The following is a 26,498-nucleotide window of genomic DNA, read 5'->3' on the forward strand; positions in this document are numbered from 1 at the left end:
TTGCTCTCCTTGCAAAGGGCCGAAAGTGTAACCCATCTATCCGGAATGAACTGTCACCCATCTCTCGGGAAGGGCACTTTTCCCGACCTTCCTTTTCGCCGAAGCTCCTACGCCTATGTTTTGCAAGGCGCTGAAATTGCTCATCTTTTCGCAAGAGAGGGCGCAGCCAGGCGCGTTTCGCGGAATTTCGGCGTATTTGGTCCAACGGAGCACAGGGGTGGTATTTTCGTTGGTATTGGACATCCTGTTGGCATCGAAACAGCCAAAGGGAGACCTTACGAATGGCCCTTTCTGATGTGAAATGCCGAAACGTTCGCCCGGCGGCGGCATCGCGCCGGACGGCAGCCGATGGATCTCCTCACGGCCGGCCTTCCTGCTACCGGTGCGCGTGCTCGGCAAACTGTTCCGCCGGCTGTTCCTGACCTGTCTGGTCGCGCTGCACGACGCTGGGCGGCTCGCCTTCTTCGGATCGATGGTGCGCCTCGCCGAGCGACGGGCATTCCTGCGCCACCTTGCTCCCGTCCGGGGGAAGCGCTGGCTGGTTTACGCCAAGGCGCCGTTCGCGGGACCGGAAGCGGTGCTCGCCTATCTGTCGCGCTACACGCACCGGGTCGCCATCTCGAACCGGCGCCTGGTCGCCTTCGACGAGAGCGTCGTCACCTTCCGCTACAAGGCCTATCGCCGCAACGGCGCCGACCGGCAGCAGGTCATGACGCTTGCCACTCACGAGTTCATTCGTCGGTTCCTGCTCCATGTCCTGCCGCGCGGCTTCCATCGCATCCGTCACTACGGCTTGCTCGCAGGCGGCTCTCGCAAGGACTGCCTCGCGCTCGCCCGCCAACTCCTGGACGTCGCCGCGCCGCCCGATGACAATAATCTCGACGATCCGGACAACTTCCGCCCGCCGTGCCCTTGCTGCGGCGGACGCATGATCGTCATCGAGACGTTCGAACGGTGGAGGCAACCGCGCGGACCGCCGGACGCAACGGCGACGAACCGGGAGAACGTCCCATGATCCGGCATGGCATGGTCGAGCCTTCAGCTGCAGGCGCTCAGCCGCCGGCGACGTATCCACGCGAGTCCATGGTGACTACCGTCGCCGAAAGGCGCGCGTCCGGACCTGCGCCGAGCCGGCAACATCGCGCGCAAGCGCAACAATGCGGCATGCCCGTATCAATCGCGGCGTCTCCCGGCGGCGGTCGCGCCATCGCCGACACCGGCCGCAGATCGAAATCCCCATAGCCATCGCCTGCGGCCCGCGGGTTCCTTCCTCGGGGACTTTCGTACGCCTGCCAGCGCCCGAAACTCTTCACGGAAGCGGATTGGCAGCTTCAGGCTGCGGCTCCTCAAGGGCGGACATTCAGGTTGCGCGGGCATCGTCGTGAGATGACCGATGCCGGAAGCGAGTTCCGCCCGTAAAGCCGGCTGATGAGATGGAAGAGCAACTGCCCGCCGGCTTGGGCGAAGAGCTCATCGAGCACCACGAAGCCGAGCCGGCCCGGCTTGCTAAGCACAAGGTTGCTCCGCGCAGTTTCTGTTGACGAGTCTCAGGCCCCTGTCAACGCACCATGGACGAGTGCGCGCAGCTCTTTGCGCACCGGAATGGCGCTCGAAGGCAGCAGTTGCGTGAATAGAATGACAACCACGTCGTCGACCGGGCTCACCCAGAAGAAGGTGCCTGCCGCCCCGCCCCAGCCATAGTCGCCCACTTGCGCCGAAATTTGCGCCTTAGCCGGATCGAGGACGACGGAGCCCAGCAGGCCGAACCCGACGCCGTCAAACTGGGTCTCGGCCCAAACTTCGGTTGCCATCGAGGCAAGATCTCCCGGTAGGTGATTGCGCGCCGCCAATCTCAAAGTGCGGGGACTGAGGATGCGTTCGCCGTTGAGTTCACCTCCAGCCCGCAGCATTTCGGCGAACCGCCAATAGTCGTCGATGGTTCCGACGAGCCCGCCTCCGCCGCAGAACGTATCAACCTTGCCTTGCCGCCACTCCGAAACCTCCGGCGCTTCGTGCAAAGCCATGCCGCCAGCCGTAGCCTCATAGAGCGGGGGGAAACGGCTGATCTCGGACTCCGGCACAGCGAAGCCGGTGTCGGTCATGCCGAGGGGCTCGAAGATGCGACTCGCGAAGAATTTGTCGAGCGTCGTTCCGGAAACGACTTCCACGACACGGCCGATGACATCGGACCCGGTGCTGTATTGCCATCTCGTGCCCGGCTCCCATTCCAGTGGCAGCTCGGCGATCCTGCGCACCATCTTGTCGAGCCCACCGTAGGCAAGGGCGAGGCCGAGTTTTTCCTTGGCATAAGCTTCACCGAGCAGTCGGGGGTTCGTAAAAAGGCTTAGGCCAGATGTGTGAGTCAGCAGATGGTGGATCGTCATCTTCGTTTTGATGGGCACCGTTTGGTCCAGCGACGTTGCGCCCGGTATCAGAAGTTGCCTATTTTTGAATTCCGGCAGGTAAGCTTCGACCGGATCGTCGAGATGCAGGCGCGCCTCCTCGTACAGCATCATCAGCGCGACGGCGGTGACAGGCTTGGTCATCGAGTAGATGCGGGCGATGAGGCCGCGCTGCCAAGACCGCTTGGCTTCGACGTCGGCGTGCCCGGCGCAGTCGAAAAAGGCGAGTTCTCCATGACGCGCGATGAGCACCGCACCTCCCGGCCAGCGCCCGGTGTCGGCATATCGCTGCATCCACCGCTTCAGTCGCGCCAGCCGCGCCTTGTCGAAGCCGAGGTCCGCAGGATCACGAACTGGTTCGCCACCAAATTGACTCATCGCGCAAATGTCCTGTCGCAGGCGAAGGCCCTTTGGACAATTCTGCGCTCTCCCCGCATTATTGCCAATAGTTGCCTGCTTGACCACCAGTGAAGCTGCAGACGACGCATGCGGCCGACCGGACACCGTCCGAGACCTCGTTGAGATGGCCACCACTGACGAGAGAAGCAGCAAACAAGGCTGGCTTCGACAATCACACCTACAGCAAAGCGTTGATGACCACCGCGCTACGCAGCACACCATGTCCTGGGATATCACCTAAGGTTTGCTTGCGCGTTTTACATCGATGGAATAGCCGGCCGATTCTGGTCAGCAACAATACGGTGGAATACCCACAGAATGGCTGGGCAAACCAGGAGTAGGACGGCGCCGAAGTCGAGCGCGGCGCTCGCGGAGCCGAGCGACGTGGAAAGCTTTCCGCCGATCGCGGATCCAACCGGGCTCCCGGCATAGAAGGTCGTATAGAATATTCCCATTCCGATCGCCCGCGTTTTTGGCCCGAGCACGCGCGCAGGAAGGCTCATGATCGCACCGGCGGGCAGGCCGCAAACGGTCCCGACGGCAATGACGACAGGAAGCACCTGGCCACTTCGCGACAGGAGAACCGTCAGCAGCGCAAAGCCAATGCAGCCTGCGACAATGATAGCTTCGCCGCGCTTGGTCAGATCAGCGAGGAAGCCTCCGAAGGGAACCGAAATCGCGGTGAGCCAGAGGACGATGCTGATCGTTAATCCGGCTGCAGCCATGGACCAGCCTCGCTCAACGAGCATCGTTGGGCCGAAACTGAAGATCATCACCAAACCGAGGTTGTAGAGACACCAGATCGAGCTAGCGGCAATCACCGCATAGACCGTTTCCGAGGTCACACTGCCTGGTTCGCCGTCAATGGAGACAGCCGCCTCCGGCGCGCGGTAGAAAAAAGCCATGAGAACGAGGCCAATCATGATCCACCCCGCGACGGCAAGATTGACGAGATGAAGCCCGAACCTTGTTGCAATCCATGGCAGGAGCATGAGCGAGATTGCGATGCCCACCGGCCACGAGTTGACAAAAATGGCCATGGCGGTTGCGATTTCGCGACCGGCAAACCAGTCGGCGACCATCTTGGTCATCAGGACGCTCAGGAGAATGCCGCCAGTGCCGGCAATCAGCCGACCTGCGATTTGCACACTCCAAGAGGCAGACGAGGTCATTAGCAATTCGCCTGCCAGCATCGCCAAGATTGCGGCGAGGACCGTCGCCTTGTCGCCGTAGCGGCGCCCGATAGCGCCGCCGGGGAAGGCGAGCAGGACGCCCGGCGCAAAGTAGATTCCGATAAGGATGCCGATATCAGCCAGGCTCGCACCGAGGCTCTGGCTAAGCTGCGGCGCTACGGCCCCTACACTGCCAAACTGGAAGGCGAAGGCGGCACGAGCGACGAATAGGATAGCAAGAATAGTCCAGCGGCTTGGCATCTGAATCTTCCCTTGGACTGACGATCGGCGCAGGATTTTCACCAAATGCGTCACGGCAGCCCTATCCATCACGTTTCAACGCTTGCAGATCATGTCGGCCAGCGGCCCAGGCAAGCGCCTCTTCGAGCCGGTCGTCCCCCCAAAACATTTCGCCATCCACTACGAACGCCGGGGAACCGAAAATGCCATAGCTGCGGGCCGCATCGGTTTCAGCCTTGAGCCGCTCATTGGCGCGGGCGCCGTCGGCCTTTGCAGTCACGTCGTCGACATCCTGACCGAGGGGAGCCAGCACATGCTGCAGATGGGCGCGGCTACCCAGTTCCATGCCTTCCAGGTACCACGCCCTGAAGCTTGCGACGGTGTAGGCCTCGCACCAGCCCTCTTCGGCCGCACCATCGCGACCCGGTTGGCCAGAAGGTCCGGATCGGTCGGCCAGATGGGAGCCCTGACGTAGGGGACGCCGTGCGTCGCCGCGCGCCGCTCCACATCGCGCCACATGTACTTCACCTTTGCCGCCTGGGTGCGGAGGGCAATGTTGTTCTCGGCCATCACGGTGCGGACATTGAAGGGACGCCATCGAACGGCAACGCCCGACTGTTTCGCCATAGCGTCAATGCGCATCACCGACAGATATGCGTAGCCGCTCCCGAAGAAATAGAAGAAGTCGATCTGCTTCATTCCCACCGTCTCCGCGGCCGCGCCAAGTCGGCAACAAACCTATTCCTCAGTCGGTGCTGTTAAGGCTGCACATGCGTATGAGCCATGACCCGTCGGCCTGTCGCTCGAAGACGTCGACCGACGTTCCGTTGCCGACCTCCAAGCCCTCGGTATACGTCGCCAGGCACCAAGCCAGGTCACCGGATCCGCCCGCATGTATCACTTCCATTTTCTTGTCGGTCGCCTCGCTGTGCCCGTTCGTCCAGGTTGTGTGGAGAGCTTCGATCGCGTCTCGGCCTCTAGCCGGAGGCGCGTAGGGCGAATGCAATTCAGCATCGGCCGTAAACATCGCGCCGCATGTTTTGGCGTCGCCGGCACGATAGGCAGCTACATAGGCATTACAGAAAACCTGCAGTTCCTCGTGGATCGACATCGGCGGCTCCCCGGGGGTGAGATTGCTATATTAGCGATTTCTTGGATATGCGACAATCCTCCCATGCTGGTCGGCCGCTGGCCATCGTCCCACCCAAAAGATGGTCTGCGGTCGAACTCTTCTTGCAAGCCTGGACGCATCGCTGACCCGAAGCCCGCGCCAAAAAAATGATCCAAATCGTTGTCCTAGTCGAGGCAAACGTCCTTCGTTCCAGGAGGACGTTCACACGTGTTGGGGTACGCCGAGCAGCATCTGTTGGTTGATCCCGGCCTGCGACGGATCGCCAATGAAGGTGCTGCCAAAGCCGTTACTGCTCGACGGGAAGCCCGAAGCCATGGTTCACCAGCATCGCGACCTAACCGTCATCGCGGTGGTCTGCACGGTGGGGGCGTCGGTCTCCGCTCTGGCAGTATGCCACCTCATACCGCGCGCATGTGTCCGCTTATGGGATGTCGTAAAGGCGGGCTCTACGTCTGAGTTGCGGAGCAAAGCTGCCGTTCGCGTCGTGGATAGCTTTCGGGTCAGACTCTCCCGCTCCCTACCGGTCTTTGTAGCACCGAGACAGGCCCATCACGCCCGACACTGTAGAAAATATCGCATGCTCTCCGAGTGGGGGGGAAAGGCGGTAGCGCTCTGGCGACTCGATCCCCCGCATCGAATGGCATGACCGGGGACCATCTGGGCCAGAGGGCAATGCTACAATCAAGTCCTTATGACGCGATCCCTGGTTGCTGTCATATCGCATGCGCCTGTTGCAGGCGCGTTCGCGTGTCGGCGCTTAGGCTTTCTTGTCGCCATTGGGATTTGGCGCCGGCGCCTCTCGCACGTCTCGCGGTGGCGGATCGATGTGCTCAAGCTCTGACGGTGCTTCCTTGTCCGGCCGACTGACGGGTGGCTGCGGGCCGGGCTTCGGCTGCGGTTCTTTGATCTTGGCTGGCATATCCGGTTAACTGGAATCCACAGGCTCTTGTTCCCTGATGCCTTAAAAGAACCCGATGCCTTAAAGGACCTGGAGACCGAAGCCGCCAAAAGCGTGTCACGGTGAAACAAACAGATCACAGTTTGCGATAGTCGGGATGAATGGTGCCCCGAAGAGCGTTCTAACTTTAGTTCGCCGGGTGCTCACATGAACCCCGAGCACCCAAAATCAAACGCTTTTGGGAGAACGACCATGAAACATCTCCTCATTCCGGTGATGGCAGGCTTGCTCATAGGTTCCACCAGCATGGCTTTGGCCACCAATGTCCACACGGTGACGGGCACAACAGGTCAGCCCAGCCAAGAAATCGGAACTGCTCAAACAGGAAGTGCGACCCCCGGCCACGCCAGCTCTGCTCCGGGCTCAGCCTTCAACCCGGATGGGAATGCCGGAACACATTACGCCGGCACCCAGCCACAAAACTCGAAAAATCCGAAGAGCGTATCTCAATACGACGCGGCCGGCTTCCAGCAGTCCCATAATCATTAGGTGACAGCACGGTCCGCGAAACAACAGGCCCGGCCGCAGAGGCAGCCGGGCCGGCGCATTCGCCAGTCGACGCCACACTTGTTGGCGTGGACAAGGCGCCGGGAAACTCGTCAGCAGCACGTTTCGTGCTCACGTAAATCTATTTACCTGCCGGTCATAGCAGGCGCGGCGCTGGTGAAGGCAGTTTTCCAACCCTCTGATTTCGGAATTTATCGGGACTAGGCTTCCGCCGGCGTGCCCGCCCTGTCACAAAGATCGATTGACGGAACGACTTTGCTCCCACCGGGCTTCTGTCGGATTCAATTTGCTTGGCGCCCCACAATCCCTAGGGCAAACTCCCTGCCGGGGCTGCAGGAGGTGAAATGAGAGCACGCGCAGCAACGCTGGGGGATCTCGAGGACGTCTTCCATGGCCTGTCCAAGCGGATGTCGGACGAGTACGCGGCGGCTGGCAAGGACAGCAAGATCGCCTACGACAATCTGATGATGAATTTGAAAGAGGGCCGGGCGCACGCGCTTGTCGAGGGCGAGAAGGCCGTGGCGATCATCGCCTGGCATGAAAACAGCGACGCCGCCGACACGCTGTTTGCCGCGCAGGAGGATTTCTTCCGCGGCTCGACCGTCCGTTTCTGCAAGCGGCATATCAGGCATATCCAAGCGCTCGCCGGCAACCTTCCCATCCACTCGCGCAGCTGGCTCAAGGGGCCCGATGTCGCCAGATGGTTCGGCATTATCGGCTATGTCGAACGCGGCCAGGAGAACGGCGCCAAGCTGTTCGAACTGCCGCCGGCCCACGCCAGCTAAGGAACCCCGGCTGGCGGCAGGTGTTCCTCCTTGCCGCTGAGCATACCTCGCCATCGCCCGCGCAAATTCGTCGATGCGGTCACCTCTTCGGCTCCAAGCGCCTCGGTGGCCTTGCGAATTGCACTCTCGGCCGCCTTGGACTGCCTCAGCAAGCGGCTTGCACTAGGCGACGATTGGCGAGATGTTACTGAGGGCAACCGGGACCAAACCGGCAGGCCGAGATCGATATGGCTGCTGGAAATGTCGCGAGCCTCCTTCGCCGTTCTTACCTTTGTTGTCTTGCTGGCGCCGGTAGAGGCAAGCGAGCGCATGTCCCATCTGCTTGACCGCTCCAACCTGCCGATCTCCTATCTTCGCGAATCGGATATTGTGACCGCATACACGACCGCAATGGCGCGCTTCCGTCTGCGGTTCGCAGGACGTGCCGGCGAAACCAATCATGCGGTCTCTCTCGAACCATTGCTTTTGCGGGCGGAATTCCGTGCGCGGACCTGGCGGTCGGCGGACGGCAGCTTGTTGCAAGGCTTCGCCGGCAAGGGCGGCTTCCGATTGACCCTCGGTAACTGCCTAGCGCGCATCTGCGCTGCCAGCGAATGCAGCGATGCCGGTTGGCCGGTATACGCCTGCAGCGACGGACGCAAGCGCAAGATGTCCGTCACGGATTTTGTGACGGCAAGCTTCGATGGCGTGCCCTATTGTCGATTGAGCGCCTCCCCTTCACAGGAATGAGGGCGCGAGGTGCCCACCATCATACCGAGGCAGGCGTGCAGCAAGGGCGGTGTTCCTTTCCCGCACCGCGACGCCTTCCCAGTCAACAATTGCCCGCCTCACGCCCAGCGCCGCGGCTCCCCGCCGCGGTCGCGCAGGACGTTGCGGCGCTGAAATTGACGCGCGGCATCATCTTTTTCCCGCGAACATAGTCCAAATAGAATAGGATGGTGGCGCGCCATCCAAACGCGGACACGTTGTTGCATTCGACCCACGCGGCCGGAAAAATCGGTGACAAGCGCCGCCGGAACGTGTTGAAGGTGACAGTCGACACAGAGAGGGATGTGCGATCGGGTTGCACTCGGCAAGTGTTGATGGTTTGTTGCCGGTCTGCGGAGAACGAGTGATGCGAGAATCGATCGGTCAAGACGAATATGGGTCGGCGAACCCTTTCGATCCGGACGACCTGCCCAATCTGAATGCGATCGGACCGGGGATCGGCAGTAACGACTTCGAGAAATACGCGGTCGCCGTGATCATCGTGTTCGGCGCCCTGATCATCGGCGGGCTTATGGCAGCGTCGATGACTTTCGGCCATCGCAACGGCTTCCTCTTCGCGCTGGGCGGCGCCACGTCGGCCTGGATATCGGGTAACGCGCTGCTGCTCGACCGGCCACGCATCTATGCGCTGTTCGTCGGCATCGCTGCCCTGATGCTGATTGCATCGACCGTCACGCTGGTGACCTGACGGCTCCTGCCGGGCCATGAGGCGGAGGCCGGTCCCGAAAGGCGGAATCCGGCCTCGTCAGGCAAGGAACAGGTTTGCGGCCTGTCAATATCCAAGCGCTTCGCCCGATGCCGCGCGGCTGTCGATTGCGCCATTGTAGCGCGCGCCGCCGCCCTTCTTGATTTCCGCCAGGCTCTTGCCGCCGACCAGGATTCCGGCCGCCTGCCCCCAGCTCTGGTCAGCGAGATCGAGGTGATAGCCCATGCCGGCCAGCAGCCTTTCGGTGTCGGGCGAAAGGCCGAACGGCTCGATATAGACGGTGTCGGGCAGCCATTGGTGATGAATGCGCGGCGCATCGATCGCCTCCTGGATGTTCATGCCGTGGTCGATGACGTTGACGATCGCTTCCAGCGTGATGGTGATGATGCGCGAGCCGCCGGGGCTGCCGATGACCATGAACGGCTTGCCGTCCCTGGCCACGACTGTCGGGCTCATCGAGGACAGCGGCGTCTTCTTCGGCTGGATAGCGTTGGCTTCGCCCTGGACGAGGCCATAGAGGTTTGGCACGCCGGGTTTCTGGGTGAAGTCGTCCATCTCGTTGTTGAGCAGGATGCCGGTGCCGTCCGCCACTACGCCGGCGCCGAACGAGCCGTTCAACGTGTAGGTGACCGCGACCGCGTTGCCGTCCTTGTCGATAATCGAATAATGCGTCGTCTCCTTCGATTCGCCAAAACCCTTCGGCATCAGGTCCTGCGACACACCGGCCCGGAACGGATCGATCTTGTCGCGGATGTCCTTGGCATAGGCTTTATCCAGCAGGTTGGAGATCGGGTTGTCGACGAAATCGGGATCGCCGAGCGCCGAGTTGCGGTCGACATAGGCGTGGCGCATCGCCTCGACCATGACATGCACCGTTTCGGCCGAGCCGGCGCCGAGATAGGACAGCGGGTAGCCTTCCAGCACGTTGAGGATTTCGCAGATGATGACGCCGCCTGAGCTCGGCGGCGGCGACGAGATGATCTCGTAGCCACGATAGGAGCAGGTGACGGGCTTCAGCTCGCGCACCGCATAGTGTTCGAAATCACCCTTGGCCAGGATACCGCCCCTGGCGCCGCTCGCCTTGACGATGGCGTCAGCGATGGCGCCTTTGTAGAAGGCATCGGGACCTCTCTCGGAAATGGCTGAGAGCGACGCGGCAAGGTCGGGCTGAACCAGCTTCTCGCCGATGCCGTAGGGCTTGCCACCGGGTTTGAGGAAGGCGGCGGCCGCCGCTGGGTCCCTCGCCAACCTTTCAGCGCCGCCGGCGAATGAGGCTGCATCGCCCTGGTTGAGGATGAACCCGTCCTTGGCATAGTTGATCGCCGGCGCCATCAGATCCTGCCTGGACAAGGTGCCGTATTTCTGGCGCGCCATCTCGAAACCGGCGACGGAACCCGGTACGCCGACCGCGAGGTAGCCGTCGAGGCTGGCGCCCTTCACCGGGTTGCCATCCTTATCGAGATACATGGTCTTGGTCGCGGCAAGCGGCGCCCGCTCACGAAAATCAAGGAAGGTCGATTTGCCGTCCTTGAAGCGGATGGTCATGAAGCCGCCGCCACCGATATTGCCGGCGTTGGGGTAGACCACGGCCAAGGCATAGCCGACAGCGACAGCCGCATCGACGGCATTGCCGCCCTTTCTCAGAACCTCGACGCCAATTTCGGAAGCCAGATGCTGGGCCGTGACGACCATGCCGTTCTCGCCCTTGGCCGGTGCTGGTGACGCCGCGAAGGCCGATGGCGAAAAGGCGAAAGTGATGGAAAGGCTGAGGGCGATCAGCGTCCGGCGGGTGAGGTGCATGGCGGGTTCTCCAGGTGGTGCTTGCTAAGAAGAGCTACTTGGAGCGATCGAGTCCATCTTCAATGAAGACATTCACGGGTTGGTGACTGCCCGCCTGTGGGGAGATACAGGGCGCGAGGGATCGCCAACCTTCAGACGTTCATCCAGGTTTGATTGTGAGGCAGCTCAATCAGCTGAGACATCGGCGGGACAGCACCCCCCTCTGTCCTGCCGGACATCTTCCCCGCAAGGGGGGAGATCGGCTCTACCTCAAACGATCCCGCCGGAGCCGCCTGCGACGGCTGGCCGTTCGGCCGCGACCTTGGCGCGGTAGCCCGCTGCCCGGTAAGCGGCGACCGGATCGATGGCGCCACCGGTCTTCAGCCGCGCCATGGCAAGGATCGGCTCGACATCGGTGCGGTAAGCCGCCTTCAGCATCTGCGTCGCCATCAGCGCGTCATTGCCGTCCTGAAAACCTTCAAGCGCCCTGCGGTCGACCAGCAGCGCCTGCGCATAGGCGCGCTGCACCTCGACCGCCGACAGCATCAGGCTTTCGATCGGATCGGTGACGTTGTGGCTCTGGTCGAGCATATGGGCGGGATCAAAGCCTTCGGCGCCGGAAAGCTCGGCATCGACCAGTTCGTTGAAGACGAGGAACAGCCGGTAGGGATCGATCGAGCCGGCATCGAGATCGTCGTCGCCATATTTCGAATCGTTGAAGTGGAAGCCGCCGAGTTTTTTGAACTGGATCAGCCGCGACACGATCATCTCGATGTTGACGTTGGGCGCATGGTGGCCGAGGTCGACGAGGCAGAACGCCTTTTCACCCAATTCCTTGGCGATGATGTAGTTGGTGCCCCAGTCCTGCACGACGGTGGAATAGAAGGCCGGCTCGTACATCTTGTGCTCGGTGAACAGCTTCCAGTCGGCCGGCAGGCCGGCGTAGACTTGCCTCATGGCATCGAGATAGCGCTCGAAGGCTTTGGCGAAATTGACCTGGCCGGGGAAATTCGAGCCGTCGCCAATCCACACCGTCAATGCCCTAGAGCCCAGCGTCTTGCCGATCTCTATGCATTCGAGATTGTGCTCGACCGCCTGCCGGCGCGTACCGGCATCGGAATGCGACAGCGAACCGAATTTATAGGAGAGCTTCTGATCCTTCGTGTCCGAGAAGGTGTTGGAATTCATGGCATCGAAACCGAGACCGAAGCGGGAAGCCGCCTGCTTCAGCCGGTTCGGATCGGCCTTGTCCCACGGGATGTGCAGGGAGACGGTCGGGGTCGCCTGCGTCAACTGCTTGACGACGGCGCAATCCTCGATCTTGTCGAAGATGTCGCGTGGCTCGCCAGCGCCCGGGAAGCGGGCGAAGCGGGTGCCGCCGGTGCCGACGCCCCAGGAGGGGATCGCGACGGCGAATTTCTCGACCTTGTCCCTGATCGCATTGATGGCAATGCCGCGCCGGTCGAGGCGTTCGCCGAGCGAGGCGTAGTCGCGCTCGAGGTGGGCCTTGCGCGCGGCATTGCTCTTATCGACGATGTCGGCGGAGATGATGGATTCGGACACTGCTGTTCCTCCCAGAATGCATTCGGTGAGCGCTGCCCCTCATCCGGCCCTTCGGACCACCTTCTCCCCGTATAGTGACGGGAGAAGGGAAGCGCTTCGAGGTTAGCTCAGCGCGTAAAGCTCTGTGCGTTGCCGGCGTCGACGTTGATGATGTTGCCGGTCGACTTGGCCGACATGTCGGAGGCCAGGAAATAGATCGCTTCGGCGATGTCTTCCGGGAAGACGGAGCGCTTCAGCATCGAGCGCGAGCGGTAGTGCTCTTCGAGATCGTCGGTCGACATCTTGTAGGCGGCGGCGCGTTGTTCCTTCCACTCGCCGGTCCAGATCTTCGAGCCACGCAACACGGCGTCCGGGTTGACGACATTGACCCTGACCTGCGCTTCCGCGCCTTCCATCGCGAGACAGCGGGCGAGATGGATTTCGGCGGCCTTGGCGGTGCAATAGGCGGCGGCATTGGGTGACGCGGCAAGGCCGTTCTTGGAGGCGACGAAGACGACATTGCCGCCGATCTTCTGTACCCGGAACAGCCGGAACGCTTCCCGCGAGACCAGGAAATAGCCGGTCGACAGGATATCCATGTTCTTGTTCCATAGCGCCAGCGTCGTCTCCTCGATCGGCGCCGAGGACGCAAGCCCAGCATTGGAGACCAGAATGTCGATGCCGCCGAACTCGACCGCGGTCTCGGCGAAGCCGGCGATGACCTGATCCTCCGAGGTGACGTTGATGAGGACCGCCCGGACGAAATCCATGCCAAAGACCTTGGCCAGTTCCTCATTGGCGCTGGCGAGCGCCGCCTCGTCTATATCGGCCAGCACCACGCAGGCGCCTTCGCGCAGCAGGCGGTTGGCCGTAGCCCGGCCGATGCCGCCGGCGCCGCCGGTGACCAGCGCGATCTGGCCGGCGAGAGACTTCGGCTTCGGCATGCGCTGCAGCTTCAGGTCCTCGAGCAGCCAGTACTCGATGTCGAAAGCCTCCTGCGCGGGCAGGCCGACATAGGACGAGACGGTGGACGCGCCGCGCATGACGTTAATGGCATTGACGTAGAATTCGCCCGAGATGCGTGCGGTCGCCTTGTCGCCGGCGAAGGTGAACATGCCGACACCGGGCATCAGATAGACCACCGCATTGGGATCGCGGATGGCGGGCGAATCCGCATGCTTGCAGCTGTCGTAGTAGGCTTGGTAGCCGACACGATATTCGGCAATGTCGTCGGCGAGGCGCGCGATGACGGCATCAACGTCAGGCTTTGCCGGGTCGAATTCGATGACCAGCGGGCGGATCTTGGTGCGCAGGAAATGATCCGGGCACGAGGTGCCGAGTGCGGCCAGCGGGCGCAAATTTTTCGAGTTGACGAATTCGAGCACGGCGGCCGAATCGTCGAAATGGCCGAGCTTGTGGCTCTTTTCCGAGATCAGGCCACGGATTCTCGGCATCAGCTTGGCGGCAATGGCACGGCGGTCAGCGGCGTCGAGCGACTTCACCACCTCACCACCGAAAATCGCCACGCCTTCGGAGCGGCGCTCGAACCATTCGATCGCCTGGTTGATCACCGAGATCGTCGTCTCGTAGCATTCCTTGGGGGTGTCGCCCCAGGTGAACAGGCCGTGGCTTTCGAGGATGACGCCCTTGGCGGTTGGGTGTTCGAGGCAGAATTTCTCCAGCCACAGGCCAAGCTCGAAGCCCGGCCGTTTCCATGGCAGCCAGCCAATGACCTCGCCGAAGATCTCCTTGGTCAGCGCCCTGGAATCTTTCGCGGCGGCGATGGCGATGATGGCATCGGGATGCATGTGGTCGACGAAGGGCTTCGGCACGTAGGCGTGCAGCGGCGTGTCGATCGAGGCCGCGCGTGGATTGAGGTTGAAGGTGCAGTGGGGCAGATAACCCACCATCTCGTCCTCATGCTCGACGCCGCGGTAAAGCCCCTTCAGCGCCCGCAACTTGTCCATGTAGAGGGTGGCGAAGCCGTCCAGCTTGATCGAGGCGCTGTCGCCGCCCGAGCCCTTGACCCAAAGCACCTCGACATTCTCGCCGGTGAGCGGATCCTTCTGCCAGATCTTCGAGGAGGTATTGCCGCCGCCATAGTTGGTGACGCGCTTGTCGGAGCCGAGCGTGTTCGAGCGATAGACCAGAAGCTCTGGCTCGCTCATCCCCTGTGCCTTCGCATCATCCCACAGATTGGCGAGGCGCGAGCCGGAGCGCTTGTCGAGCATAGGTAATCCTCCCTTGGAGCGCGGACGATGCGCTCCTTTTTCGCCCAGGAATGTCTACGCAAGAGGCGAGCTTGTCAATCACAAACGATCAACATCAATCATATTGCACTGCACAATGAAATTATATGATCGGAAATGATTGACACTGCTCGTTTTGGGTGCCTAGATGCTGAGGCAGGGAGGAACCATGCACGAAAAAGAGCGCCACAGGATCATTCTGTCCGCCGTCCAGGAAAAACCTGTGGTCACGGTGCAGGAGATGGTCGACCTGACGGAATCCTCCGAGGCGACGATCCGGCGCGACATCGCTGCTCTCCATGTCCAGAAACGCCTGCGCCGGGTGCGCGGCGGCGCCGAGGCGATCTCGCCGCCGCAGTTCATCGGGCTGGCGGGCCGCCCCTTCTCCGTCAACGAAACGCTCAACGCCGCGCAGAAGCGGGCGATCGCACGCGAAGCGGTCGAGTTGTGCAAGGATGGCGAGCCGATCATCATCAATGGCGGCACCACCACCTTCCAGATGGTGCATTTCCTGACCGGCCTCCGCATGCCGATCTTCACCAATTCGTTCCCGATCGCCGAGCACCTGCTCAAGCACTCCAAGAACACGGTCATGCTGTCGGGCGGCACCATCTATCGCGAGCAGAACATCATCCTGTCGCCGTTCGACAATGACGTGACGCGCAACTTCTATGCACGCCGCATGTTCATGGGCGCTCAAGGACTGGGACCGCTCGGCCTGATGGAAGGCGATCCGCTGCTGATCCAGGCGGAGCAGAAGCTGATAGACCAGGCCGACGAGTTGGTGGTGCTGGTCGATTCCTCGAAATTCCGCAAACGCTCCAGCCTGATCCTGTGCGGTCTTTCGCGCATCGCCACCGTCATCACCGATGACGGCATCGAAGACCGCGAGGCAAAGATGCTGGAAACCGCGGGGGTGACGCTGATCGTCGCCCGCAAGTCGACAAAGGAAGAATCTTCGCTGCAGGCCTGAGACACCCTCACGCCGCAGCGGCGATGGAAATGCAACGCTCAAGGGAGGAAAAACGATGAGCTTTCTGAAGAAATTGATGGTGACGGCGGCCTTCTCGGCCGCCATGTTCGTGAATGCCGCCTACGCTGAAAATGTCAAGATCGCGCTGGTGGTGAAGTCGCTCGGCAACGGCTTCTTCGATGCCGCCAACAAAGGCGCGCAAGAGGCGGCCAAGGAACTCGGCGACGTCGACATCATCTACACCGGCCCGACCAAGGCGACCGCCGAGGCGCAGATCGAAGTGGTCAATTCGCTGATCGCGCAGAAGGTCAACGCCATCGCGATTTCCGCCAATGATGCCGACGCGTTGGTGCCGGTGCTGAAGAAGGCCATGGAGCGCGGCATCACCGTTATCTCCTGGGATTCGGGCGTCGCCAAGGAAGGCCGCCAGCTTCACCTCAATCCGTCCGACACCGGCCTGATCGGCGAGACCATCATCAAGCTGGCCGCCGACTATCTGCCGGAAGGCGGCGATGTCGCCATCCTGTCGGCCTCCTCGACCGCGACCAACCAGAATTCCTGGATCGAAGCGGCCAAGAAGGTGCTGCCGGAGAAGTTCCCCAAGATCAAGCTGGTCGCCACCGTCTATGGCGATGACGACTCGGCCAAGAGCACCGATGAGGCCAAGGGCCTCTTGAAGTCCTATCCGAACCTGAAGGCGATCATCGCGCCGACCACCGTCGGCGTCGTCGCCGCCGCCCAGGTCGTCACCGACGAGAACCTGATCGGCAAGGTCAACGTCACCGGTCTGGCGCTGCCGTCGGAGTTCAAGAAGTTCATCGACAATGGCGCCAGCCAGGCCGTTGCGCTGTGGAACCCGATCGACCTCGGTTACTCCGCTGTCTACCTCGCCCATGACCTGGCGGTGAACAAGGAAGAGGCCAAGCCGGGTGCGACGCTGTCGATCGGCCGCGTCGGCAAGGTGACGCTCGACGACACCAATTCGGCCGCGATGGCTCCGCCCTTCCAGTTCGACAAGAGCAACATCGAGAAGTTCTCCAAGATCTATTGATCCTGGCGCCCTTCAATGACGCGGCGGGGCTTTGGTCCCGCCGCGACTTCAAACGGACCTAGTTTCGGGGCTTGATACGGATATGGACACGACAGCCCAACGCAGCGAGACAAAGGAGCGGCCTGCAGCCTCGGCTCCACGCCTGACGCTGTCCGGCATCTCCAAGAGCTTTCCCGGCGTGCGGGCGCTGCACAATGTCAGCCTGTCGCTCTATCCAGGCCAGGTGACCGCGCTGATCGGTGAAAACGGCGCCGGCAAGTCGACGCTGGTCAAGATCATGACCGGCATCTACCAGCCCGACGCAGGGATCATCAGCATTGACGGCCAGACCGTCACGCTGCCCAGCGCGCACGCCGCCTTCGGCCACGGCGTCACCGCCATCCATCAGGAGACGGTTCTGTTCGACGATCTGAGCGTCGCCGAAAACATTTTCCTCGGCCATGCGCCGCGCAGCCGCTTCGGCACCATCGACTGGCGCACGATGCGTAAGAATGCGCGGGAAGTGCTCGACACGATGCATGCCGGCCATATCGACGCCGATGCGCGGCTCAGGGATCTCGGCATCGCCAACAAGCATCTCGTCGCGGTCGCGCGCGCCATGTCGATCGATTCTCAGATCGTCATCATGGACGAGCCGACCGCCGCCCTTTCGACGAAGGAGATCGAGGAGCTGTTCCTGCTCATCGAGTTCCTCAAGGAACAGGGCAAGGCGATCCTGTTCATCAGCCACAAGTTCGACGAGATCTATCGCATCGCCGACCGCTACACCGTATTCCGCGACGGCGAGATGGTCGGCGAAGGCCTGATCAGGGATGCCGGCCAGAGCCAGATCGTGCGCATGATGGTGGGCCGCGCGGTCGACCATATCTTTCCGCAGCGCAAGGCCGAGATCGGCGCGCCGGTGCTCTCCGTTTCCGGCCTGTCGCACCCGACCGAATTCAACGACATCGGCTTCGAGCTGCACAAGGGCGAGATCCTCGGCTTCTACGGCCTGGTCGGTGCCGGGCGCAGCGAGGTCATGCAGGCGATTTCAGGCATCACGCGCACCAGCAGCGGCACGATCACGCTGGAAGGCAAGGCGATCGCGCCGAAATCGGCGGCGGATTCGATCGAGGCCGGCATCGTCTACGTGCCGGAGGAACGCGGCAAGCAGGGCGTGGTGATCGGCCTGCCGATCTTCCAGAATGTTTCTCTCCCTTCGCTCGCCCGCACCTCCAAATCCGGCATGCTTCGGCTGGCGGAGGAATTTTCGCTGGCCCGTTCCTTTACAGAGAGGCTTGACCTCAGGGCCTCCTCGCTCAGCCAGGATGTCGGAACGCTTTCGGGGGGAAACCAGCAGAAGGTGGTCATCGCCAAATGGCTGGCGACGACACCCAAGGTAATCATCCTGGACGAGCCGACCAAGGGCATCGACATCGGCTCCAAGGCCGCCGTGCACGGCTTCATGGCGGAGCTTGTGGCGCAGGGCCTGTCGGTGATCATGGTGTCGTCCGAACTGCCCGAAATCCTCGGCATGTCCGACCGCGTCGTCGTCATGCGCGAGGGTCTCGTCGCGGCGGTCTACGACAACAAGGGACTGGACGCCGAGACGCTGGTCAGGACGGCAGCGGGGATCGCGGCATGAAAGCATTCCTCAAATACCGCGAAATCTGGCTGCTCGCGGCCATCGTCGTGCTGATCGGGCTGATCTCAACGCGTTTTCCGGCCTTTGCCGATGCAGGCAACCTGCGCCAGGTGTTCAACGACACCTCGATCCTGATGATACTGGCGCTCGGCCAGATGGTCGTTATCCTGACCCGCTCCATCGACCTGTCGATGGCCTCCAATCTGTGCTTCACCGGCATGGTGGTGGCGATGCTGAACGCCGCCCATCCGGCAATCCCGATCCCGCTGCTGATCGTCATCGCGCTCGCCGTCGGGCTGATGCTCGGCGCCATCAACGGCCTGCTGGTGTGGCGGTTGAACATCCCCTCGATCGTGGTGACGCTGGGCACGCTGACCATCTATCGCGGCGCTACTTTCGTCCTGTCCGGCGGCGCCTGGGTCAATGCCGACAAGATGAGCCCGGACTTCATCGGTTTCCAGCGCGCTGCTTTCCTCGGCATTCCCGTGCTGTCCTTGATCGCCATACTGGTCATCGGACTGTTCTTCGTGCTGATGACACGCACCGCGCTCGGCCGCTCGATCTATGCCATCGGCGTCAATCCGACGGCGTCGGTCTATACTGGCATCGATGTCGGGCGCACGAAATTTATCGTCTTCTGCATCTCCGGCATGATCGGTGGCCTCTGCGGTTATCTCTGGATTTCGCGCTACGTCATTGCCTCGGTCGAGGTCGCCAACGGCTATGAGTTGAACATCATCGCCGCTTGCGTCATCGGCGGCATCTCGATCGCCGGCGGCATCGGTTCGGTCGGGGGTGCCGTGCTCGGTGCGCTGTTCCTCGGCATCATCTCCAACGCGTTGCCGGTCATCAACATCTCGCCCTTCTGGCAGATGGCGATTTCGGGCAGCGCCATCATCCTGGCCGTCGTGCTCAACGCGCGCGGCGAACGCCAGCAGGGCCGCATCATCCTCAAGAAAGTGGAAGCGGCATGATCGACGTCCCCGCCCCTCGCCACATTCCCGACCGGCTCGACAAGCCGCTCTCTTCGGCGATCTTTTCCTGGGAAGCGCTGCTGGTCGTGGTGGCTATCGCCATCTTTGCCATCAACAGTTTCGCCTCACCCTATTTCCTCGACCCCTATTCGCTCTCCGATCTCACCTTCAACTTCACCGAAAAGGGTCTGATCGCCTTTGCAATGGCATTGCTGATCATCTCCGGCGAGATCGATCTGTCGGTGGCCGCCATCATCGCGCTGGCATCGACCATGATGGGCATGGCGGTGCAGGCCGGCGCCGGCACGCCAGTGCTTGTCTTGATCGGCATCGTCGTCGGCCTCGGCTGCGGCGCCTTCAACGGGCTGCTGGTCACGCGCCTCGGCCTGCCTTCCATCGTCGTCACCATCGGCACGATGAGCCTGTTTCGCGGCATCGCCTTCATCATCCTCGGCGACCAGGCCTACAAGGGCTATCCTGAAAGCTTCGCCTTCTTCGGCCAGGGTTACGTCTGGTGGGTGGTGTCGTTCGAACTGGTGCTCTTCCTCATCGCGGCTGTCGTCTACTGGTTCATGCTCCACCGCACGAGTTTCGGCCGTCGTGTCTTCGCCATCGGCAACAATCCGGTCGCGGCACAGTTTTCCGGCGTGCGCGTCGGCCGCATAAAATTCATCCTGTTTTGCCTGACCGGCCTGATGTCGGGCATCGCCTCGGTGCTGATCACCTCGCGGCTCGGCTCGACACGGCCGTCCATCGCCCAAGGTTATGAGCTCGAAGTCATCACCATGGTGGTGTTGGGCGGCGTCAGCATCCTTGGCGGCGCCGGCAGCATTCTGGGCGTCGTGCTCGCCGCCTTCATCATGGGGCTGGTGACCTTCGGCCTCGGCCTGCTCAACGTGCCCGGCATCGTCATGTCGATCTTCATAGGCCTGCTCTTGATCATCGTCATTGCGCTGCCGATCGTCTGGCGGCGGCTGCGCGGGAGACGCCTGGCCTGATGCCCGAGAAGTACGCATTCAAGATGATGCTCAAGCCCGGCATGAAGGCCGAGTACAAGAAGCGCCACGATGAAATCTGGCCGGCGCTGGTCGCGTTGCTCAAGCAGGCCGGCGTCTCCGATTATTCGATCCATCTCGACGAAGAGATCAATATCCTGTTTGGGGTGCTGTGGCGGCGCGATGGTCACGGCATGGACGATCTGCCGAAGCATCCGGTGATGCAGCGCTGGTGGGCTGAAATGGCCGACATCATGGAGACCAAGCCGGACAATGAACCGGTGGCGGTGCCCCTGGAAATAATGTTCCATATGGAATGAGCGCGATCCGCAACGTCGCCGTGATCGATATCGGCAAGACCAACGCCAAGGTGGCGCTGGTCGATCTCGCCACATTGAGCGAGGTAGCGCTGCGCCGCAGGGCGAATGCGCCGGTGCGACAGGCGCCCTATCCGCATCACGATGTCGAAGCGCTGTGGGTTTTCATCCTCGACAGCCTTGCGGCGCTCAACCGCGAACAGCGCATCGACGCCATTTCGATCACCACCCATGGCGCGACCGGCGTGCTGGTCGATGCCTCCGGCGAACTCGTGCTGCCTGTTCTCGACTATGAATTCGACGGGCCCGACGAGCTTGCGGAAGGCTATGGTGCGATCCGCCCGCCCTTCTCCGAGACCGGCACGCCGCGCCTGCCGCTCGGCCTCAATCTCGGCGCGCAATTCTTTTGGCAGCAGCAAAGCTTCCCGACGGAGTTCGCCAGGGCCGCCGCGATGCTGATGTACCCGCAATACTGGGCGCTGCGCCTGACCGGTATCGTCGCCAACGAGGTCACCTCGCTCGGCTGCCACACCGATCTGTGGAACCCCTGGACGGGGGATTTTTCGGCGCTGGTCGACCGCTTGGGCTGGCGCGACCTGATGGCGCCCGTGCGGCCGGCCAGCGACCGTCTTGGCTCGATCCTGCCCGAGCTTGCGGAGCGGACCGGGCTCGACCCACAAACGCCGGTCTTTTGCGGCCTGCACGATTCCAACGCCTCCCTGCTGCCGCATCTCCTGTCCGATGCGCCGCCCTTCTCGGTGGTCTCGACCGGCACCTGGGTGGTATCGATGGCGGTCGGCGGCAAGGCGGTCGCGCTCGATCCAGCAAGGGATACGCTGGTCAATGTCAATGCCCTCGGCAACCCCGTGCCCTCGGCGCGGTTCATGGGCGGCCGCGAATTCTCGCTGCTGACCGAAGGCTCGGCGCAGAACTGGAACGACAGCGATGTCACCGCGGTGCTGGCGCGCAAGACATTGCTTTTGCCTTCTATCCAGCAAGGCTCGGGGCCGTTTCCGCATCACACCGCCGCATGGCGCAAGGGCGAGGCCATCCCTCCCGGCCAGCGCTTTGCCGCGATCTCCTTCTACCTGGCGCTGATGACCGCCACTTGCCTCGACCTGATCGGCGGCGATGGCCCGACGACAGTCGAGGGACCTTTCGCGCGCAACCAATTGTTCACGCGGATGCTTGCCGCCAGGACCGGCCGCGCGGTCATTGCATCGGAAGCCGCTACCGGCACCAGCATCGGGGCCGCCCTGCTGGCATCGGACCAGGGTGCCGCGCATGGCAAGGGCCAGACACAAGAGCCGCCGGCCGATCCGGCCTGGGCGGAGTATGCGCGCGCGTGGCGAGCGGCCGTCGAGGCTATTGGCTGATCAGAGGATCCGCTTGCCGAAGGCCGACATGACGAAGTTGATGGTATCGGTGCCGATCCTGGGCTCCAGATCGGCACTCAAACCGGAGACATTCATCGACAGCAGTCCGCCGGAAAGCGCGATCGCCTCCATCGCCTGATGCGTCTCGCGCACGGTGAGGCCGCCGGAACCAGCCGCCCAGCCGGCGAATTCGGTCACATCAGGCGAGTAGCTGACGTGAAATCCTTGCGTGCCCGAGGTGGCGATGCGGATCGCCTCGTGCATCAGGTCGCGCATGCCCATGGCGTCGATGTCGGTCATGGTGAAGGCCGAGACGCGCGAATCCTTCAGCACCCGCACTTCGGCCGGGTCGGCATGGCGCAGTCCGATGATGACAACGTTTTCCGGCGACAGCTGCGGCTGCAGCGCGCCGGCCTTGTGGTCGAGGCCAAGCGAGCGCGCCAGTACCGACACTTCCGGCAGGTCGATGCCGTCCTCGTCCTCGGGCATCAGCGCGGCGATGGAATCGATCCAGATCAGGCCGAAGGAGTGCGTCGCGCCCGCCGTCGCCGTCAGCGCCTTGTGAGCGATACGACGATCGGCGCCTGCAGTCAGACGGATCAGTCCGGAGGGCGGCCGATCGATATCGGCCAGTTCGACGACATCGAAATTCATCGCCTCCAGCCGGGCGCCGGTTCCCTCCCGGGCGAGGATGCGGGCCGCTTCCGCTTCGGCCGAAATCGACACCATCTTGCGGCCGGAGAAATCCGCGACATCGTGCATTGGTGCTTTTTCGACATATTCCGAGGTCATTGCCAAAAGCATGGCGCCATAGCTCATGCGGAAGGCGACGCGATCGCCAACGGCGAGCGGCGGATCGGCGTCCTGGGCATCGAGCAGCAGATGGTCACTGGAGGCGCCGAGCACCCTTATCCCTTTGCCGATCGGGCTCAGCCCTTCGACCAGCACATCCTCCCGGCCGATATTGGCGATGGCGCGCAACCTGTCGCCTTCGTCGGGGAAGACAGGCTGGTTGCCGAAGGCGTCGTAACCGGAGGTGCCGATCGGCCGTGACGGCTTGAGCTTGACCTCGATGACGTCGCTGGTCAGCCGGCAGGCATCGGGCTCGAGTTCGGCCCATGGCACGTCACGGAAGGTTTCCACACCACCCTGCAGGATCGCCTCGCCGACGCGCAGATTGTTGATACCGGCCGGCAATTTGCCTTCGAGCAGCAGCGGCAGGGACGACGAGGCGCCGCCGGAGATGAAGTCCAGGCTTTTCCCGGACAGCCGCTCGGTCTTGTAGGCATGGGCGACGAGCTGGCCGAGATTTTCCTCCGTCGGCATGATGGCGCCGAAGCAGCCGAGATTGGTGCCGATGCCGGCGATGCGTACGCCCTTCATGTCGAGGATCTGCTCGACCGTGGGGATGAGGTCGTTCGGCCAGATGCCTTCCCGGAGGTCGCCGAGATCGATCATCAGCATGATGTCGTGGACGCGGCCCATGCGCTCGGCGATGCGCGAGATCTCGCGGATGATCGTTAGCTCCGACTGCAGGCTGACGTCGACGGTGCGCACCACCTCCTCGACGCGCGCCATCGGCGGGCCGCGCAACAGCATGATGGGCGCGCTGATACCGCTGTCGCGCAGCCGGCGGATGTTTTCGAAACGCGACTCGGCGATCCCGGAGACGCCGCCGCGCAGCATGGCGCGCGCCACCTGCGGCATGCCGCAGGTGCCCTTGGTGACGCCGAAAACCTTGATGCCCGAAAGCGCGCAGCGCTCGACGATCGTACGTGCATTGCGCTCGATGCGGCCAAGGTCGATGGCGACTTGCGGTCCGGACATTTTATCCCCTGTAGACCAATCCCTGCGGGTCGATCTCCGGCTTGCGGCCGGCGACGAGGTCGGCGAGGAATTTTCCCGAGCCACAGGCCATTGTCCAGCCGACATGGCCGTGGCCGGTGTCGAGGTAAAGGTTGCGGTATTTCGCCTGGCCGATGACCGGCACCGAGTTTGGCATCATTGGCCGCAAACCTGCCCACAGCTCCGCCTTCTTCTCGTCGAAGGCACCGGGGAACAGGTCCTTGCCGGTCCTGAACATGGTGGCAAAGTCGCTGGGCTTGTGGGTGCGGTCGAAGCCGGTGAATTCGGCGGTGGAAGCCAACCGCAAGCGATTGCCGAGGCGCGAATAGGCCATCAGCTGATCCTCGTCGGCACCGCCCATGGTCGGGCCCTTGCTCTCGTCCTCCAGCGGAATCGTTGCCGTATAGCCCTTCACCGGATAGACTGGCAGGTCGATGCCGTAGCGCCGGCCGAGCAAACCGCTCTCCGGCCCCATCGAGATGACCACTGCGTCGCCGACGATCGGTCCGGCCGAGGTCATCACGCCCCGCACCCGGTCGCCCTCGATATCGAGGCCCTCGACCGTCGTGCCGTAAAGAAAGGTCACGCTGAGCTTTTCGGCGGCGTAGGCGGCCAAATTTTCCACGAACTGCCGGGAATCGCCGGTCTGGTCGATCGGCGAGTAGACGCCTCCGACGATCTTTTCCTTCACCCCGGCAAGACCTGGTTCAAGCTCGACCAGCCGGTCCCGGCCGACGATCTCGATCGGCAGGCCATGCTCGGCCAGATAGCGATAGTTGTCGGTACCGGCGTCGAGACTGTGCTGCGAGCGGAAGAAGTAGAGGATGCCCTTCTTGCGCTCGTCGTAATGGATGCCGGTATCGGCTGAAATGGCATTGATGCAGTCCCGCGAATAGAGCGCCAGCCGCAGCTTGACCTGGCTGTTGGCGCGCAGGCGGGTCACCGTGCACTGGCGCAGGAAGCGCAGGCTCCAGGCGAGAAAATAGGGATCGAAGCGCAGCCGCACCTTGATGCCGAGATCATGATTGTAGAGCCCGCGCAGGAACGTCTTAAGTGCCGCCGGCGAGGCCCAGGCGGTGGCATCCCCCGGAGACACCAGCCCGGCATTCGACTGGCTGGTGCCCCGCGCCGGCGCCGGATGGCGCTCGATCACGGTGACCTCGTGACCGTCGGCGGCCAGGTAATAGGCGGCCGCCGTACCGACGACGCCGGCTCCAAGCACCGTTATCTTCATGCCATCCCCCAAAGCTCTCGCGGCACGGCGCCTCCACGCCGTATCGCGAATGCTTGCATAGCGCGTCGCCGCGCACCTTGCGAGCCCTTGGGGCTTGTGAGCCCCTGGGAAAGCGCGCTCAGCTCCGCGCGGAGTTCTTGCTGGTCAGGATGCGCTCCCAGGCCAGCGCGTCGTTGACGATCTGGTCGAGATCGTCGCGCTGCGGGGTCCAGCCGAGTTCGGACCGCGCGAGATCGGAATTGGCAACCACCGCCGCGGCATCGCCGGGACGCCGGTCGCCCATCCTGACCTCGAAGTCATGGCCAAAGGCGCGGCGCACGCTGTCGATGACCTCGAGCACCGAATAGCCATGGCTATAGCCGCAATTGGCGACGAGGCTGGCGCCGCCGGCGCGTAGCCGTTGCAGCGCAAGGCGATGCGCGGCGGCCAGATCGCTGACATGGATATAGTCGCGCATGCAGGTGCCATCCGGCGTCGGATAATCGGTGCCGAAGACCTGCATGAACGGGCGCTTGCCTAGCGCGGTCTCGCAGGCGACCTTGATCAGATGGGTGGCGCCCGGCGTCGACTGGCCGGTGCGGCCCTTCGGGTCGGCCCCGGCGACGTTGAAATAGCGTAGCGCCGTGTAGCGGATGTCGTGCGCAAGGCCTGCATCGCGCAGCATCCATTCGCTCATCAGCTTAGACAGGCCATAGGGCGATTCCGGCGCCAGGCTGGCATCCTCGCGCACCGGTTCCAGTCCGGCGCCGCCATAGACGGCGGCTGTCGAGGAGAAGATGAAATTCGGCACACCTTCGCGCACCGCGGTTTCGATCAGCGTGCGTGTCTTCGAGGTGTTGTTCTCATAGTAGGCGAGCGGGTCGGCGACCGATTCCGGGACGACGATGGAACCGGCGAAATGGATGATCGCGTCGACCTTGTTCTCCCGGATGATCGAGCCGACCAGTTCCTTGTCGGCGACATCGCCGACGACCAGCCTTGCCTCCGGCGCCACCGCCCATTCGAAGCCGGTGGAAAGCCGGTCGAGAACGACCACGCTTTCGCCCGCATCCAGCAATTCCCAGACCATATGGCTGCCGATATAGCCTGCGCCACCTGTCACCAAAACCGTCATCCGCATCCTCGCTTACCCTAGATTTATCGGAAACTGTCTCAACAACCGCCTTACTGGAAAGTCTGCCGTCTGCCCATTAAAACCCGATGTAACCAGCGTTCACTTGATGTGGCATCATGCGGAAACAAAAGTGAACCAAAGAGCGTGCCACGGATTGGGAATAGGCCACGATCCGCCGTCGTTAGGAACAGGTCCGGGGCGTGGCATTTTGACCAAATCGGCCCGGTGGACGACCAAAAGGCCAATGATTATGATCCCGCCCAAAATTGGGAAGTCGAGATGAATTACCAGCGTTTCTTCGAGGAGGCGATCGACCAGCTCCATGCCGAGCGTCGCTACCGCGTCTTCGCCGACCT

General features: G+C 62.5%; 21 protein-coding genes and 3 pseudogenes. 13 read left to right on the forward strand and 11 right to left on the reverse strand.

Annotation, left to right across the window (positions count from 1 at the left end; all coding sequences use genetic code 11):
- Together FJ434_RS30005 and FJ434_RS28545 are read left to right on the forward strand one after the other, a co-directional pair.
- A partial coding sequence (locus FJ434_RS30005; protein WP_210242303.1) for a hypothetical protein occupies nt 1-300 on the forward strand: 300 nt, incomplete at its 5' end.
- Between the two features lie 16 nt (nt 301-316).
- Nucleotides 317-1,015, forward strand: a pseudogene (locus tag FJ434_RS28545) (transposase); the annotation flags it as partial.
- A 400-nt stretch (nt 1,016-1,415) separates the two neighbouring features.
- Here the strand turns inward: FJ434_RS28545 and FJ434_RS30010 are convergent.
- From FJ434_RS30010 to FJ434_RS28575, 5 genes and pseudogenes are all read right to left on the reverse strand, one after another.
- Nucleotides 1,416-1,496: pseudogene (locus tag FJ434_RS30010) on the reverse strand (IS21-like element helper ATPase IstB); the annotation flags it as partial.
- A 51-nt stretch (nt 1,497-1,547) separates the two neighbouring features.
- Entirely contained in the window at nt 1,548-2,780 is a 1,233-nt protein-coding gene (locus FJ434_RS28560; protein ID WP_140752892.1) for a serine hydrolase domain-containing protein, read from the reverse strand.
- Nucleotides 2,781-3,058: 278 nt separating this feature from the next.
- Nucleotides 3,059-4,288 carry an MFS transporter gene (locus tag FJ434_RS28565; protein ID WP_246678426.1) on the reverse strand — a complete coding sequence of 410 codons (1,230 nt, stop codon included), beginning with the start codon at nt 4,286-4,288 and terminating at the stop codon, nt 3,059-3,061.
- A 105-nt stretch (nt 4,289-4,393) separates the two neighbouring features.
- Nucleotides 4,394-4,912: pseudogene (locus FJ434_RS30420) on the reverse strand (DsbA family protein).
- Between the two features lie 46 nt (nt 4,913-4,958).
- Complete coding sequence (locus tag FJ434_RS28575; protein WP_140752891.1) at nt 4,959-5,324, reverse strand: nuclear transport factor 2 family protein; 366 nt, start codon at nt 5,322-5,324, stop codon at nt 4,959-4,961.
- Nucleotides 5,325-6,495: 1,171 nt separating this feature from the next.
- Between FJ434_RS28575 and FJ434_RS28580 the strand changes: the two genes are divergently transcribed.
- From FJ434_RS28580 to FJ434_RS28595, 4 genes are all read left to right on the forward strand, one after another.
- The gene (locus FJ434_RS28580; RefSeq protein ID WP_140510765.1) at nt 6,496-6,792 is read left to right on the forward strand and encodes an adenylate cyclase; all 297 of its coding nucleotides are present in this window, start codon (nt 6,496-6,498) and stop codon (nt 6,790-6,792) included.
- A 362-nt stretch (nt 6,793-7,154) separates the two neighbouring features.
- The gene (locus FJ434_RS28585) at nt 7,155-7,595 is read left to right on the forward strand and encodes a hypothetical protein (RefSeq protein ID WP_140752890.1); all 441 of its coding nucleotides are present in this window, start codon (nt 7,155-7,157) and stop codon (nt 7,593-7,595) included.
- A 30-nt stretch (nt 7,596-7,625) separates the two neighbouring features.
- Entirely contained in the window at nt 7,626-8,324 is a 699-nt protein-coding gene (locus tag FJ434_RS28590) for a hypothetical protein (RefSeq protein ID WP_246678425.1), read from the forward strand.
- A gap of 385 nt (nt 8,325-8,709) precedes the next feature.
- A complete protein-coding gene (locus FJ434_RS28595) occupies nt 8,710-9,051 on the forward strand; it encodes a hypothetical protein (protein WP_140713283.1) in 342 nt (113 codons plus the stop codon).
- An 84-nt stretch (nt 9,052-9,135) separates the two neighbouring features.
- Here FJ434_RS28595 and ggt read toward each other — a convergent pair whose 3' ends face one another.
- The 3 genes from ggt to FJ434_RS28610 form a co-directional block, all read right to left on the reverse strand.
- Nucleotides 9,136-10,869 (reverse strand): gamma-glutamyltransferase, encoded by a 1,734-nt coding sequence (ggt, locus tag FJ434_RS28600; RefSeq protein ID WP_140752889.1) that lies wholly within the window; start codon nt 10,867-10,869, stop codon nt 9,136-9,138.
- 249 nt (nt 10,870-11,118) lie between these two features.
- Nucleotides 11,119-12,411, reverse strand: a complete 1,293-nt coding sequence (gene rhaI / locus FJ434_RS28605) for an L-rhamnose catabolism isomerase (RefSeq protein ID WP_140752887.1) — start codon at nt 12,409-12,411, stop codon at nt 11,119-11,121.
- 107 nt (nt 12,412-12,518) lie between these two features.
- Nucleotides 12,519-14,621 (reverse strand): bifunctional rhamnulose-1-phosphate aldolase/short-chain dehydrogenase, encoded by a 2,103-nt coding sequence (locus FJ434_RS28610; RefSeq protein ID WP_140752885.1) that lies wholly within the window; start codon nt 14,619-14,621, stop codon nt 12,519-12,521.
- A gap of 187 nt (nt 14,622-14,808) precedes the next feature.
- Between FJ434_RS28610 and FJ434_RS28615 the strand changes: the two genes are divergently transcribed.
- From FJ434_RS28615 to FJ434_RS28645, 7 genes are all read left to right on the forward strand, one after another.
- A complete protein-coding gene (locus FJ434_RS28615) occupies nt 14,809-15,612 on the forward strand; it encodes a DeoR/GlpR family DNA-binding transcription regulator (protein WP_140752883.1) in 804 nt (267 codons plus the stop codon).
- A 55-nt stretch (nt 15,613-15,667) separates the two neighbouring features.
- The gene (gene rhaS / locus FJ434_RS28620; RefSeq protein ID WP_140510758.1) at nt 15,668-16,663 is read left to right on the forward strand and encodes a rhamnose ABC transporter substrate-binding protein; all 996 of its coding nucleotides are present in this window, start codon (nt 15,668-15,670) and stop codon (nt 16,661-16,663) included.
- A gap of 82 nt (nt 16,664-16,745) precedes the next feature.
- Nucleotides 16,746-18,287, forward strand: a complete 1,542-nt coding sequence (locus tag FJ434_RS28625; protein WP_140752881.1) for a sugar ABC transporter ATP-binding protein — start codon at nt 16,746-16,748, stop codon at nt 18,285-18,287.
- The gene (locus FJ434_RS28630; protein ID WP_140752879.1) at nt 18,284-19,261 is read left to right on the forward strand and encodes an ABC transporter permease; all 978 of its coding nucleotides are present in this window, start codon (nt 18,284-18,286) and stop codon (nt 19,259-19,261) included. The genes FJ434_RS28625 and FJ434_RS28630 overlap by 4 nt, the downstream gene beginning before the upstream one ends.
- Nucleotides 19,258-20,259, forward strand: a complete 1,002-nt coding sequence (locus FJ434_RS28635) for an ABC transporter permease (protein WP_140752877.1) — start codon at nt 19,258-19,260, stop codon at nt 20,257-20,259. The genes FJ434_RS28630 and FJ434_RS28635 overlap by 4 nt, the downstream gene beginning before the upstream one ends.
- Nucleotides 20,259-20,576: an L-rhamnose mutarotase gene (gene rhaM, locus FJ434_RS28640; protein ID WP_140510751.1), complete on the forward strand. Its 318-nt coding sequence runs from the start codon at nt 20,259-20,261 to the stop codon at nt 20,574-20,576. The genes FJ434_RS28635 and rhaM overlap by 1 nt, the downstream gene beginning before the upstream one ends.
- Nucleotides 20,573-21,949, forward strand: coding sequence for an FGGY-family carbohydrate kinase (locus FJ434_RS28645; protein WP_140752875.1), 1,377 nt, complete (start codon nt 20,573-20,575; stop codon nt 21,947-21,949). The genes rhaM and FJ434_RS28645 overlap by 4 nt, the downstream gene beginning before the upstream one ends.
- Here FJ434_RS28645 and FJ434_RS28650 read toward each other — a convergent pair whose 3' ends face one another.
- The 3 genes from FJ434_RS28650 to galE all read right to left on the reverse strand — a co-directional run bounded on the left by FJ434_RS28650 (nt 21,950) and on the right by galE (nt 26,142).
- On the reverse strand, nt 21,950-23,776 hold the full coding sequence (locus FJ434_RS28650) for an alanine racemase (RefSeq protein ID WP_140752873.1): 1,827 nt from the start codon (nt 23,774-23,776) through the stop codon (nt 21,950-21,952).
- A 1-nt stretch (nt 23,777) separates the two neighbouring features.
- Nucleotides 23,778-25,028: a D-amino acid dehydrogenase gene (locus tag FJ434_RS28655; RefSeq protein ID WP_140752871.1), complete on the reverse strand. Its 1,251-nt coding sequence runs from the start codon at nt 25,026-25,028 to the stop codon at nt 23,778-23,780.
- 118 nt (nt 25,029-25,146) lie between these two features.
- On the reverse strand, nt 25,147-26,142 hold the full coding sequence (galE, locus tag FJ434_RS28660; RefSeq protein ID WP_140713264.1) for a UDP-glucose 4-epimerase GalE: 996 nt from the start codon (nt 26,140-26,142) through the stop codon (nt 25,147-25,149).
- Nucleotides 26,143-26,498: the final 356 nt, after the last annotated feature.

Origin of the sequence: Mesorhizobium sp. B2-5-13, assembly GCF_006440535.1 — a bacterium.
Classification (GTDB): Bacteria; Pseudomonadota; Alphaproteobacteria; order Rhizobiales; family Rhizobiaceae; genus Mesorhizobium; species Mesorhizobium salmacidum.